Source organism: Actinomadura harenae, assembly GCF_003696215.1.
GTDB lineage: Bacteria > Actinomycetota > Actinomycetes > Streptosporangiales > Streptosporangiaceae > Spirillospora > Spirillospora harenae.
Map to the genome: position 1 here is coordinate 1 of NZ_RFFG01000063.1, position 12,142 is coordinate 12,142.

General features: G+C 73.1%; 16 protein-coding genes. 5 read left to right on the top strand and 11 right to left on the bottom strand.

The window, feature by feature from the left end; translation table 11 throughout:
* The coding region (locus tag EBO15_RS28725; protein WP_199744872.1) for an AfsR/SARP family transcriptional regulator at positions 1–495 on the bottom strand (495 nt) is incomplete at its 3' end.
* A gap of 67 nt (positions 496–562) precedes the next feature.
* Between EBO15_RS28725 and def the strand changes: the two genes are divergently transcribed.
* Positions 563–1,120 carry a peptide deformylase gene (gene def, locus EBO15_RS28730; protein WP_233616494.1) on the top strand — a complete coding sequence of 186 codons (558 nt, stop codon included), beginning with the start codon at positions 563–565 and terminating at the stop codon, positions 1,118–1,120.
* Positions 1,121–1,136: 16 nt separating this feature from the next.
* Here def and EBO15_RS28735 read toward each other — a convergent pair whose 3' ends face one another.
* The gene (locus EBO15_RS28735) at positions 1,137–1,772 is read right to left on the bottom strand and encodes a DJ-1/PfpI family protein (protein ID WP_233616495.1); all 636 of its coding nucleotides are present in this window, start codon (positions 1,770–1,772) and stop codon (positions 1,137–1,139) included.
* A complete protein-coding gene (locus tag EBO15_RS28740) occupies positions 1,769–2,728 on the bottom strand; it encodes a GlxA family transcriptional regulator (RefSeq protein ID WP_233616496.1) in 960 nt (319 codons plus the stop codon). Before EBO15_RS28740 ends, EBO15_RS28735 begins: the two co-directional genes overlap by 4 nt.
* Before the next feature lie 382 nt (positions 2,729–3,110).
* Between EBO15_RS28740 and EBO15_RS44500 the strand changes: the two genes are divergently transcribed.
* Positions 3,111–3,269: a hypothetical protein gene (locus EBO15_RS44500; RefSeq protein WP_158628374.1), complete on the top strand. Its 159-nt coding sequence runs from the start codon at positions 3,111–3,113 to the stop codon at positions 3,267–3,269.
* A 53-nt stretch (positions 3,270–3,322) separates the two neighbouring features.
* Here the strand turns inward: EBO15_RS44500 and EBO15_RS28745 are convergent, their stop codons facing one another.
* The 4 genes from EBO15_RS28745 to EBO15_RS28760 all read right to left on the bottom strand — a co-directional run bounded on the left by EBO15_RS28745 (position 3,323) and on the right by EBO15_RS28760 (position 5,478).
* Positions 3,323–3,841: a GNAT family N-acetyltransferase gene (locus EBO15_RS28745; protein ID WP_122197591.1), complete on the bottom strand. Its 519-nt coding sequence runs from the start codon at positions 3,839–3,841 to the stop codon at positions 3,323–3,325.
* Between the two features lie 58 nt (positions 3,842–3,899).
* A complete protein-coding gene (locus EBO15_RS28750) occupies positions 3,900–4,439 on the bottom strand; it encodes a DUF1269 domain-containing protein (RefSeq protein WP_122197592.1) in 540 nt (179 codons plus the stop codon).
* A 96-nt stretch (positions 4,440–4,535) separates the two neighbouring features.
* Positions 4,536–5,027: a nucleoside deaminase gene (locus EBO15_RS28755; protein WP_122197593.1), complete on the bottom strand. Its 492-nt coding sequence runs from the start codon at positions 5,025–5,027 to the stop codon at positions 4,536–4,538.
* A gap of 22 nt (positions 5,028–5,049) precedes the next feature.
* On the bottom strand, positions 5,050–5,478 hold the full coding sequence (locus EBO15_RS28760; protein WP_122197594.1) for a carboxymuconolactone decarboxylase family protein: 429 nt from the start codon (positions 5,476–5,478) through the stop codon (positions 5,050–5,052).
* A 74-nt stretch (positions 5,479–5,552) separates the two neighbouring features.
* Here EBO15_RS28760 and EBO15_RS28765 point away from each other — a divergent pair, with 74 nt between their 5' ends.
* Positions 5,553–6,515 (top strand): LysR family transcriptional regulator, encoded by a 963-nt coding sequence (locus EBO15_RS28765; RefSeq protein WP_122197595.1) that lies wholly within the window; start codon positions 5,553–5,555, stop codon positions 6,513–6,515.
* 36 nt (positions 6,516–6,551) lie between these two features.
* Here EBO15_RS28765 and EBO15_RS28770 read toward each other — a convergent pair whose 3' ends face one another.
* Positions 6,552–7,598 (bottom strand): S1 family peptidase, encoded by a 1,047-nt coding sequence (locus EBO15_RS28770; RefSeq protein WP_199744873.1) that lies wholly within the window; start codon positions 7,596–7,598, stop codon positions 6,552–6,554.
* A 375-nt stretch (positions 7,599–7,973) separates the two neighbouring features.
* Between EBO15_RS28770 and EBO15_RS28775 the strand changes: the two genes are divergently transcribed.
* Both EBO15_RS28775 and EBO15_RS28780 read left to right on the top strand, forming a co-directional pair.
* A complete protein-coding gene (locus tag EBO15_RS28775; protein WP_199744878.1) occupies positions 7,974–8,450 on the top strand; it encodes an RrF2 family transcriptional regulator in 477 nt (158 codons plus the stop codon).
* Positions 8,451–8,520: 70 nt separating this feature from the next.
* Positions 8,521–8,979: a carboxymuconolactone decarboxylase family protein gene (locus EBO15_RS28780; RefSeq protein WP_122197597.1), complete on the top strand. Its 459-nt coding sequence runs from the start codon at positions 8,521–8,523 to the stop codon at positions 8,977–8,979.
* Positions 8,980–9,178: 199 nt separating this feature from the next.
* Here EBO15_RS28780 and EBO15_RS28785 read toward each other — a convergent pair whose 3' ends face one another.
* The 3 genes from EBO15_RS28785 to EBO15_RS28795 form a co-directional block, all read right to left on the bottom strand.
* Positions 9,179–9,943 carry an MgtC/SapB family protein gene (locus EBO15_RS28785; RefSeq protein WP_122197598.1) on the bottom strand — a complete coding sequence of 255 codons (765 nt, stop codon included), beginning with the start codon at positions 9,941–9,943 and terminating at the stop codon, positions 9,179–9,181.
* A gap of 100 nt (positions 9,944–10,043) precedes the next feature.
* A complete protein-coding gene (locus tag EBO15_RS28790; protein ID WP_233616497.1) occupies positions 10,044–10,904 on the bottom strand; it encodes a polysaccharide deacetylase family protein in 861 nt (286 codons plus the stop codon).
* 124 nt (positions 10,905–11,028) lie between these two features.
* Complete coding sequence (locus tag EBO15_RS28795; RefSeq protein ID WP_122197599.1) at positions 11,029–12,045, bottom strand: nitronate monooxygenase; 1,017 nt, start codon at positions 12,043–12,045, stop codon at positions 11,029–11,031.
* Positions 12,046–12,142 lie beyond the last annotated feature (97 nt).

Here is a 12,142-nt window from a genome sequence, read left to right on the forward strand (position 1 = left end):
CAGGCGGGCGGCCGCCGCCTCGCCGGACGCCGTCTCCGCCGCGTCCGCGAAGGCCGGGCCCCGCCACAGGCCCAGCGCCTCGGCGAGCAGGTCGGCGGCCCGGGACGCGTCCCCGGCGGCGAGCGCGGCCCGGCCGTCGTCCGCGAGCACCTCGAACCGCGCCGTGTCCACGTCCACATCGACGTCCACGTCCGCGCCGGACGCGCCGGACGCGCCCGTCAGGCGATATCCGGCAGGGGTGCTCTCGATGTCGGCGTCCGGCCGCAGGACGCCCCGCAGCCGCGACACCTGCGACTGGAGCGCGTGACCCGGGCCACCCCGGCTCGTCAGGCCGCCGGCGCCGTACAGCTCGTCCGCCAGGCCCTCGGCGGACACCGCCTCACCCGGCCTGACCAGCAACAACGCCAGCAGGGCACGGCGTGCCGGGCCGCCGAGCGGGACCTGCGTCCCGTCGCGCCGCCATGCCGCCGTCGCCCCGAGCACCCCGAACCGCATGAACGTGATTATCGCCCCGAACCGCCCTTTGCGCAGGCCGGACCTCCGGCTGACTACCATGCAGGCCATGACGAGCGGACAGGCACGACCGATCACCGTGGTGGGGGAGCCGATCCTCCACCGCGCCCTGCGTCCCGTGGAGACGTACGACGCCGACCTCGCGGCCCTGGTGGACGACATGTTCGCCAGCATGTACGAGGCCGACGGCGTCGGGCTCGCCGCGAACCAGATCGCCGTCGACCTGCGCGTCTTCGTCTACGACTGCCCGGACGGCGACGAGGTGAACCAGAAGGGCGTGATCTGCAACCCCACGCTCGTCCTGCCCGAGGGCCCGCACCGGCACCTCGACGACGGCGACGAGGGCTGCCTGTCGGTGCCCGGCCCGCACGCGCCGCTCGCCCGCCCCGACCGCGCCACCTGCCACGGCTTCGACGTGAACGGCGACCCGGTCACCGTCGAGGGGACGGGGCTGCTCGCCCGCTGCCTCCAGCACGAGACCGACCACCTGAACGGCAAGCTCTACATCGACCGCCTCTCCGGCCGCGCCCGCAAGAAGGTGCTCCGCGAGATGGAGGAGATGCGCGCCCAGGCCCTCGCCGAGGCCGACACCGAACAGGCCCTCTAGGCCGCCGGGCCCCGGGTCATTCGGCGTAGGGCGGCTCGGGGTAGTACTGCACGTACTTCTGGACGGCCCGCGCGTGGTCGGCGCCGTGCAGCGCGCCGACCAGCCACAACGCCATGTCGATGCCCGCCGAGACGCCCTGGCTGGTCACGACGTCGCCGTCCACGACGAACCGCTCGCCCCGGACGAGCGTGACGCCCTCACGCGCGTCCAGCTCGTCCTCGCCCGCCCAGTGGGTCGCGGCGCGGCGGCCGTCCAGCAGGCCCGCGTCGTGCAGCAGCAGCGACCCGGTGCACACGCTGGTCAGCCAGCGCACCTTCGGCGCGGTCGCCGCGAGCCACCCGGTGATCACCGGGTCCTTGCCCGCCGCGACGCGCCCGTTCCCGCCCGGGACGAGCAGGACGTCCAGGTCGGGATGGTCGTCGAAGGTGGCGTCCGGCAGCACCCGCATGCCCTTGTTGCACCGGACGGGGGCGTCGGACGCGCTGATCAGCACCGCCGTGTCCCGCCCGTCCCGGACCGCCGAGGACGCCGTGAAGATCTCCCAGGGGCCGGCGAAGTCGAGCTCCTCGGCCCCCTCGAACAGCAGCAGCCCGTACGTCAGCCCCTCGGCCGTCATCCGTTCCGCCGCCGTCATCCGCTCGTCATCCGTCATCGGACGTCCCTCTCCGTAGTGCGAAACCGTTCGCGGTAGTCGGACGGCGCGACCCCGACCGTCCGGTGGAAGGCCCGGCGCAGGGTCTCGCCGGTGCCGAAGCCGAGCCGCCGGGCCAGCGCCTCGACCGGTTCGGCGGTCTCGGCGAGCGCGCGCCGCGCCGCCTCGATCCGGACCCGCTCGACGTAGCCGCCGGGCGGGACGCCCATCTCCGCGGTGAACCGGCGCTGCAACTGCCGGGTGCTGAGCCCGGCACGTTCGGCCAGGTCACCGATGCCGTGCCGGTCGCCCGGACGGGCGTGCACGGCGTCCACGGCCGTCCGGATCGGGTCGCTCTCCGGACGCGCCGTCCACAGCGGGACGCTGAACTGCGACTGGCTGCCCGGACGGCGCAGGAACAGCACCAGCTCGCGGGCGACGTGATGCGCGGCGTCCCGGCCGAGGTCGGCCTCGACCAGGGCGAGCGCGAGGTCCATCCCGGCGGTGACGCCCGCCGAGGTCCAGATCCGCCCGTCCCGGACGAAGATCGGGTCGCAGTCGACGACGGCCTCCGGATGCGCGTGCCGGACCTGCTCCTCGCGCTCCCAGTGCGTCGTGACGCGCCGTCCGGTCAGGAGACCGGCCGCGCCGAGCAGCAGCACGCCGCTGCACACCGACGCCACCCGCCGCGCGCCCCGCGCCGCGTCCCGGATCCAGCCGACCAGCGCCTCGTCCCGGACGGCCGCGTCCACCCCGGCCCCGCCGACCACGACGAGCGTGTCGATGCCGCGGGACGGGTCCAGGTCGCGGACGCCGTGCCGCGCGACGACGGGCAGCCCGCTGTTCGCCCGGACCTCCCCGGCCTCGGGCGCGACGACCAGGCACTCGTACCGCCCGGTGAAGGAGAACACCTCGAACGGCCCGGTCAGGTCGAGCGACTGGAACCCGTCGAAGACGACGAACACGACACGTTGCACGCTTCGAGCGTGCCGCCGCCGGGAGGACGGCGTCAACGACGGGTACCCCACAGATCGCGCCAAACGGCGTGCGGCGCATTCATCCATGAATCCGCGAAATAGCGGTTGACAACTGCCGGGCGCGCCCCACTACTATTGCGGCCATGGAGCTTTGATTCATCTTCCGGGTTGAGCCGCCCGCCACGTGCCCGTCCTGAACGGCGCGCACGTCCGCGGCCCGCTCCCCCATCTCCCTCTCGGCCGTCCCACGGTCTCGTCATGCCCGCCTGCCGCGCCGTCACCTGCGCGTCCAGCGGTGTCCGACGCCTGCCCTCATGGACGTCCGGCCATTTTTCGCGGCCTTTTCCAGGCCGAATTCGAGCATGCCCGGAGGTGTCTCTTCATGCGATTCCACAATGACGACAACACGCCCTTCGCCAAGGCCCTGGCGAAGAAGAGGTCGAAGCTCGACCTTCAGATCCAGCGCGGCGCCGGCGTCGTGGACAGCGGCCGCAAGAACGCGGGCCGCGCCCCCACCCGCCAGTTCAACCGGGGCCGCTAGCCCGCCGGGTAGCCCCCGCTCCGGCCGCCCCGCCCCGGGGCGGCCGGGGACTCTCACTCCTCGCGGATCGCCTGGAACAGGGCGTGGTCCTGCCAGCGTCCCGCGATCTTGCAGTAGTCGGGCGCGAGCCCGTACCGGGCGAAGCCGTTGCGCTCCAGCACCCGCTGCGACCGCTCGTTGTGCACGAGCGTCGCCGCCTGGACCCGGTGCAGGTCCAGGCCGTCGAACGCGATCCGCACGATCTCCCCGACCGCGCGCGTGGCGAGGCCGCGCCCGTTCGCGGCGCCGCTCACCCAGTACCCGAGGTTCCCGGACTGGAACGCTCCACGGACGATGTCGACCAGGTGGATCCGTCCGGCGATCGCGCCCGTGTCGTCCAGGATCACGCGTGGGACGGCCGTCCCGCGCGCGTGGCCTTCGAGCATCACCTCCAGCAGGGCCCGCTGCCCGGCCTCGGTGTAGAACTCCTCGTCCCGGACGGGCTCCCAGGGTGCGAGGAACTCCCGGTTCGCGTCGTAGGCGCCGGCGAGCTCGGCCGCGTCCGCCAGGGTGACAAGTCGGGTTATGTTCATCCGCCCATGATCGCGGACCGTGGAGACCCCGCGCGAGCCCCTCTCCCCGGCCGGGCGGTCAGTCGGACGGCATCGCGCTGCCGGACTCGTGATGGTCCTGCCCGCCGGCCTGCGGCTGGGTCTGAAGGGCCGCGCGGAGCTGCTCCTCCTGCTCCTGGGACAGCGAGGTCTGGATGACCTGGCCGCCGAACTGCGCGAGCTCGGGCAGCACCTTGTCCGGCGTGCTCTTGCTGATGAGCAGGAAGACCGCCGCCGCGCCCGGGCGCAGCCCCTCGCCGAGGCGGCGCATGAACGAGTCGTCGATGCCGAGGTCGGTGGCGGCGCCCATCGCGGCGCCGGTCGCGCCGCCGATGGCCGCGCCGATCAGCGGCTGCAGGAAGATCAACCCGATCAGGCCGCCCCACAGCGCGCCGCCCGCCGCGCCCCCGGCGACCGTGTTCACCGCCTGGTGCAGCTTGATCTTGCCGTCCTGGCGGCGCTCCACGACCACGGCGTCCGAGACCTCGATGACGTGCTGGGTCTGGAGCTGCCGTACCTTCTCCCGGACCTTGTTGGCGGTGTCGACGTCGTCGTAGGCGATCGCCACGAGATCACTCATCGCCGGTTCCCCCCGATCGTTCGGGCGACCGTCCGCCGCCCCCCGGGGGGACCCATACCCACGCCTACCGCTGTTCCACCGGTCTGACCTGCGGGTTCATCCCCGGGCGACGAGTGCGCGCTGCAGCTCCCGGATCTCGTCCGCGAACTCCTCGACCGGGCCGTCCACCGGGAGACCGGGGGCGACCTCCCCGATCGCGAGCGGGAGGACGGGGGAGGCCGGGGCGCCCAGCTCGGCCATCCACGCGCCGAGCTGCTCGGTCGAGGACGCGTAGACGATGCGGCCCAGGCCGACCCAGGCGTGCGCGGCCGAGCACATCGCGCAGTGCTCGCCGGAGGTGTACACGGTCGCGGCGGCGCGCTCGGACGCCGGGACGTTCTCGGCCGCCCAGCGCGCGATCTCGAACTCGGGGTGGCGGGTCTGGTCGCCGTCCTTGACCCGGTTGCGGTCCTCGAACAGCACCTCGCCGGACGCCGCGACGAGCACCGAGCCGTAGGGCTGGTCCCCGTCCGCGAGGGCCTCGGCGGCCAGGTCCACGCAGCGGCGCAGGTGGGCGCGCTCGGTCTCGGTCGGCTCGTACCAGGTCATTTGTCCCCCCAAAGGTCGGTGATCAGGCAGAGGTTAGATCATCTCCGGCGATATTCAAGGGGAGGAGGCCGCGCTCTTCGAACACCCGCTTGGCGACGAGGGGCGCGTTGATCGCGCGGGGCATCCCGGCGTAGACGGCCGTGTGCAGCAGCGCCTCGGAGATCTCCGTCGGGGTCAGCCCGACGTTCAGCGCGGCGTTGATGTGGACGTCCAGCTCGATCTCGCAGCCGCCGAGCGCGGCGAGGATGCCGAGGGTGACGAGCTGGCGGTCCCGGGGCGGCAGCTGGGGCCGGTCGTACATGTCGCCGAACGCCCAGGCCACGACCTGGTGGCCGAGCTCGGGCGACACGTCGCCGAGCGACGCGACGACGCGCTGCCCGCCCTCGCCGTCCACCCGCTCCAGGACCTTCATCCCGTGCTCGAAGCGCTCGTTCCGCTCGTTCCGGTCCATCTCGGGACTCCTTCGTCCGTTTTCGGTGATGTCCTGATCCTGTCCCACCGCGGCCAGGGCACAGCCTTCTGAGCATGACCTTCTATGCTGTCCATGCCTGGGAGGTATGGATGGAGATTCGACTGCTCGGCTATGTCGTCGCGATCGCCGAGGAGGGATCGATCAGCGCGGCGGCGCGCAGGCTGCATCTCACGCAGCCGACACTGAGCCGCCAGCTGCGTGAACTCGAACGCGACTTCGGCACGCGCCTGTTCGAGCGGGAGGGCCGCGGGCTGATTCCCACCGAGGCCGGGCGGGCGCTGCTGCGCCGGGCCCGGGTGATCCTCGCCGAGGCGGAGGCGGCGCGGGAGGACGTCCGGCTCGCCGCGCTCGGGCTGTCCGGGCGGCTCACCGTCGCGTTCGGGCCGTCCGGGATCAACGGGCCGCTCGGCGCCGCGCTCGGCCGGCTGCGCCGCGAGCTGCCGAACGTCGACCTGCGCCTGGAGGAGAGCTTCAGCGACGCCGACATGTCCGAGGGCGTGCTGGACGGACGGTACGACCTGTCGGTCCACCGGCTGCCCGGGCGGGACGCGCGGCTCGCCGCGCAGGTGTGGTGGCGCGAGCCGATGACGCTGTTCGTCCCGGAGAACCACGCGCTGGCGTCCGGGACGGGGCCGCTGCCGCTGACCGCGCTCGGCCGGATCCCGCTGGTGCTGTGGCCGCGCGAGGCGTCGGCGCGCTCGCACGACGAGGTCATCGCGCTCTGCGACCGGGCCGGGGTGGTGCCCCGGATCGCGGCCGAGGGACGGACCGTCCCGACGCTGCTCGCACTGGTCGCGGCCGGGTTCGGCGCCGCGGTCCTGCCCGACGCGATGCGCTCGCTGCGCCGGGTCGGGGTGACCGCGCGCCCGCTCGCCGGGACGTCCACCGCGCTGCACCTGGTGTGGCGCGCGGACGACCCGAACCCGCTGGTCGAGCGGGCGCGCACCGCCCTCGCCGCGCTGGGGCGGGACGCCCGGCCGGCCACCGGCGGGGTATCGGCGGCCGGCCGGGAGTGACGGGGCCGGGCGCGACCCGGCCTCCTGGAGGAACGGTCAGCCGACGTCGACGCCGTAGGCGCTGAGGACGGGTCCGACCGGCTGGAAGAAGGTCTCGCCGCCGGACGAGCAGTCGCCGCTGCCGCCGGAGGTGAGGCCGAGGGCGGAGGTGCCGTCGAACAGCGAGCCGCCGCTGTCGCCGGGCTCGGCGCAGACGTCGGTGTCGATCAGGCCGTCGACGGTGCCCTCCTGGTAGTTGACCGACGCGTCCAGGCCCTGGACGGTGCCGCCGTGCACGCCGGACGTACTGCCGCTGCGCTGCACGGACTCGCCGACGTAGGCGTCCGCGGCCTGGGTGATCGGCTGCGTCGAGCCGTCGTACAGGTCGACGTCGCTCGGGTGGTCCGCGCCGCCCGTGTACTGGACGATCGCGTAGTCCGTCCCGGGGAAGCGGCTGTCGACGTTCTGGCCGAGCTCGTTGCCGCTGCCGTCCGTCCACGAGGAGGAGTCGTTGCCGCAGTGGCCCGCGGTGATGAAGTAGGCCGTGCCGCTGGAGTCGTGCACGTTGAAGCCGAGCGAGCAGCGGACGTTCGCGCCGTAGATCGCGTCCCCGCCGCTGATGAGCGGCCGGAACGTGCCGCGGACCTGTCTGATCCGCACGGCCTGTCCGAGCGCCGCCGCCGCGGCCTTCACCTTGGCCAACTTGGCCCCGGTGACCGTCCGGTCGACGGACAGGACGACCTGGTCGGTGCGGGGGTCGATGGACCACGCGGTGCCGGGCACGCGCGCGGTCTGGCGGAGCCGGGCGGTCGCGGCGCGCAGCGCGGTGCCGTCGCGTCCGACCGTCCTGGCCTCGACGCCGGCGGCGCGGACGGTCCGCGCGTCGGCATCGCTGGTGACCGTGACGACCAGCTTGTGGGTCGCCGGGTCGGCGTAGGCGCCCGCGGTGCGTCCGCCGAGCCGCTTGGCCAGCTCGCGGGCGGTCGTCGCGGGGTCGTGCGGCTTGGGCTGGGCCGCGTGCGCGCCGGGTACGACGGCCGCGGTCAGCGCCGTGGCGGCGAGGACGGTCAGTCCGGCGCGCCTGGGCAGGTGGTGGGAGCTCACGGGGTGTATCCCTCCGTGGGACAGGGGCGCGTACCTTGGCGACGCGCCCGCAGGCGACCGGACGCTCCACGGGCACACCTCCACACCGCCGGCCACGCACGGGTCCCAAACGCGCAGGCCGCAAGAGCGGCCCCCTCGGTTATGGCGGTACCGAGGGAGCCGCACCGTCGCGGTCGGCTCCGGACGCGACGCGCCCTTGGCGGTGGAGCACACCCGACGGCGGGGTGGGAGCCCCGGTCTTCATGAAGACTGAACGTCCCCTCAAAAGAGGACAATGGTTACGGATGCCGCGTAGGGCTATCCCTATGCCGCGCGCTCCGGGGGCCGGGCCCGTTGCGTCCGGGAACCTGGATATGTAAGGTCCTGAATGTGCGGATGAACGAGGGCGTCGAGTGGGCGGTGCACGTCTGCCTCCTGCTCGACTGGATGGGGACGGGCGAGCCCGTGTCGACGACGCGGCTCGCGGCCGGCTACGAGCTGCCGCCCCCGTACCTCAACAAGCAGCTCCAGGCGCTCGCCCGCGCCGGGATCCTCGCCTCCACGCCGGGCGCGCGCGGTGGGTTCCGCCTGGTCAGACCGCTCGAGAAGATCACCCTGATGGACGTGGTGACCGCGATCGAGGGCCCGGAGGAGGCGTTCCAGTGCGCCGACATCCGGCGCCGGGGCATGGGCGCGGACCAGGCCGAGAGCGCCTTCGAGCTGCCCTGCACCGTCCACACGGCGATGCGCCACGCGGAGTACGCGTGGCGGCGCGCGCTGGCCGCGCAGACCCTCGCCGACATCCGCGCCAAGACCGAGCGCATGCTGCCGACGCTGGCCGACCGCGTCCGCTCCTGGTACGAGCTCAACTGAATCCCCCCGACCGGCCCGCCCTCTCCGCGGGTCCTGAATCTGGATACGAGGTATCCAGGAAGGAAGCGTCATGCAGAGCCGTCTGAGCACCATCCGGACCACGACCGCCGACGCCTACAAGGCGATGCTCTCGCTGGAGGCCGCCCTCGGCCGCGGCGGCGTCCCCCACGTCACGCTCGACCTGATCCGGCTGCGCGTCAGCCAGATCAACGGCTGCTCGTTCTGCGTCGACATGCACTCCGCCGAGCTGAAGAAGGCGGGCCAGAGCGACCGGCGCCTCTGGTCGCTGGCGGCCTGGCGCGAGTCCACCCTCTACACCGCCGAGGAGCGGGCCGCGCTGAACCTGGCCGAGTACGCGACCCGCATCGCCGACACCCCCGACGCCGTCCCGGACGCCGTCTGGAACGAGGCCGCCGCCCACTACGGCGAGGACGACCTCGCCTACCTCGTCATGACGATCGCGGCCATCAACGCCTGGAACCGCATCAACGTCACCATCCGCAACACGGGCACCCACGGGGCCCACTGACCTCCCTCTCACCAACCGTGACCACCTCTTTACGGGACGCCGGGGCTGACCTATGGTGAACGCGAAGGGTCCGAACGCAAGGCAACTCTCGTCGGCCGAGTCCGCGAGCAGGGGTCATGCACGGGCCTTTCGCCATTCCAGGGGAGAACGGCCCGCTCGCTCGCCGTCGCCGTCGACGTCGCCGGAGAAGGCGGCCGGCTCAGTCGTGGTCGTCGTGCTCGCCGCCGCTGGTGACGGAGATGACGCCGGGCTGCTCGGAGAGCGCGGCGGTGAGGTCGTGGACGTCGCCCGGCCCGTCCAGGACGAGCGTGACGGCGGCCGTGCGGGGGTGTTCCGCCTCGTCCCGGCCGAGCCGCTCGTCGCGTCCGCCCCCGGCGCCGTCGTCGTCGTCGAGGTACTCGCGGTCGACGGCGGCCTCCTCGACGACGAAGCCGCGGCCCGTGCACTCCATGAGGGCGCGCCGCAGGACGCCGCGTCCGTCCTTGTAGACCAGGCGCAGGCGGACGCGTCCGGGATGCCGGACGAAGCGTTGCAGCGGCAGCCACCGGACGACCGTGTTCAGCCCCAGCACCACCGCGAAGTGCGCGGCGGTGACGGCGACGGCGAGCAGCCAGAGCCCGCCCCCGGCGGCCATGCCGACGGCGGCGGTCACCCAGACCACGGCGGCGGTGGTCAGCCCGCGCACCGCGTCCCGCCGGACGAAGATCAGCCCGCCGCCGATGAACCCGATGCCGGACACGATCTGCGCCGCCACCCGGGACGGGTCGAACGACACGTGCGGCCCCGGGACGTGCTGGAACCCGTACTTGCTGACCAGCATGAACAGGGCCGCGCCGACGCCGACGAGGGTGTGCGTCCGCACGCCCGCGCTCTTGTTGCGGAGCCCGCGCTCCACCCCGATGGCCGCTGACAGCACCATCGCCAGAAGCAGCTCACCGAGCTGGACCCACCCCTGCCCCTGCATGACCGCGCGTCACCTTCCGTCCATGGCTTCCCTGTCCCCGGTGACGGAGCGGAGGAAACCCGGACGGAACGTGAGCGGTCGGGCCGACGGGGTGGACCGGTCAGGCGGGCGGCCGGACGTAGTCCTCGAGGCGGGCGACCGTGTAGCCCTGCTTGGTGATGTGCTTCAAGAGGGCCGCGAACATCTGCGTCATCGTCGAGCCCTTGAGCTCCTTCGGCCCGCGGAAGTGGGCGAGGATGATGTCGCCCGGGTGCAGCTTCTTCCCCGCGTCGTCGTACTGCATGTCGTGGATCTGCATGGACTCGCGCCACAGCGCGATGCCGTGGATCCCGCAGGACGCCGCCGCCTCCTGGGTCGCCATGTTGTACATGCCGTAGGGCGGGCGGAACAGGTAGGGCTTGGTCGTGTACTGCCGCACCAGGATCGACTGGTCACCGCAGATCTGCTGCTTCTGCGCCTCCGGGCCCAGGCTCCGCATGACCGGGTGGGTCAGCGTGTGGTTCTGGACGTGGTTCCCGAGCGCCTGGAGCGGCTTGAAGTAGGCGTAGTTCGTCTTGGCCGCGTCGTTCATCAGGAACATCGAGAACGGGACGCGCAGCTCACGCGCCATCTCGACGAACTTCGGGTCCTTCTCCGCGCCGTCGTCGATCGTGACGAAGACGATCTTCTCCTTCGTCGGGACGGTGTTGAAGACCTTGGCCGGGCCCTTCTTCGAGAGCTTGATCGGCTTGTCGGCCGGCGCCGGGGGCGCGGGCCGCATCGGCTTCAGCCCCCACTTCTTCCAGGCGGACGGGTCGACCTGCGTCCCGTCCTTGCCCTTGATGTTCTCCGGCCCCTTGTGCGGCCCGTCCTTCTCGGACGCGCCGGACGCCGAGCACGCGGCCGTCCCGGCCAGCAGGAGGGCGGCGCAGCAGGCGCCCGCCCCGAGCCGCCCGAAGGCGGCGGAAATACCGGTCCCCACCCGGCAACCTCCCCGTCAAAGATCCCCGAAGCCACAACCTAGCGGCGTTTCACCCCCCTTTGTTACCCGCCCCGCCGGGACGGCCCGGTCGCCTCACCCGAAGCGGGATCGGAATCCGGCGGGATCAGCGCGGGGTGAGGCGTTCCACGATCTCGGCGGCGGGGCTCTCGGTCGCGCTCCGGAACGCCGTTCCGGCCCAGAGGTTGACGACGTCCGCGTCACCGCGCTCGGCGGCGGCCTTCCGGAGCGGGGACGTGACGTAGTGCACGTCCGGGTAGGCGGCCGGGGCCTCGTCGGAGTGCTCGGTGAGGAAGCGGTTGACCAGGCCGCGCGCGGGACGTCCGCTGAACGCCCTGGTCACGGCCGTCTCGGTGAAGCGGGGGTCGGCGAGGGCGGCCTTCGCGACGGGCGACGCGCCGCTTTCCGGACAGCGCAGGAACAGCGTTCCGACCTGGGCCGCGACGGCGCCGAGGTCGCGGAGCTCTTCGACGTCCGCGGCCGTGGCGACGCCTCCGGCGGCCACCAGGGGAAGCCCGGTGACGGCATGGACGGCGGGCAGCAGCTCGCGCAAGGGCAGCGCGCCCTCGGTCGTGTTGGTGAACGATCCCCGGTGCGCGCCCGCCTCGGCGCCCTGGACGCAGAGCGCGTCCGCGCCGGACTCGACGGCCTGGCGCGCCTCGGCCACGGTCGTCACGGTGACGACGGTGATGACGTCCTCCCTGCGGAACGCCCCGATGACGTCCCGTCCGGGACAGCCGAAGGTGAAGCTCACCAGTTCGGGCGGGTCGGCGAGGAGGTCGGCGACCTTGGCGTCGTAGTCGTCGTCGCGGGCCTTCGGCGTGCCCGGCTCGACGCCCAGGCGGGACGCCTCGTCCGCGAGCCGGTCCCGGTAGGCGGCGACGGCCGCGTCGTCGATCTCGTCGTGGGACGGCAGGAACAGGTTCACGCCGATCGGGCCGCCCGTCAGGGCCCGGGTCGCCTCGATGTCGGCGCGCATCCCCGCCGCCGTCTTGTATCCGGCCGGGAGAAAGCCCAGGCCACCGGCCTCGATCACGGCGGCGACGAGCTCCGGGCGGCCCGCCCCGCCCGCCATCGGCGCCAGCACGACGGGCCGCAGTCCGGCCGGGGGCGGACCGCCCATACGAACCTCCCGAGCCCACGCGGGGCCCCGCTCGCCGGGGCCGCCCCTCCTCTCGGCAAGATAGTCGCCGGACGGCGCGGCGCGATCGGGAGGGGGC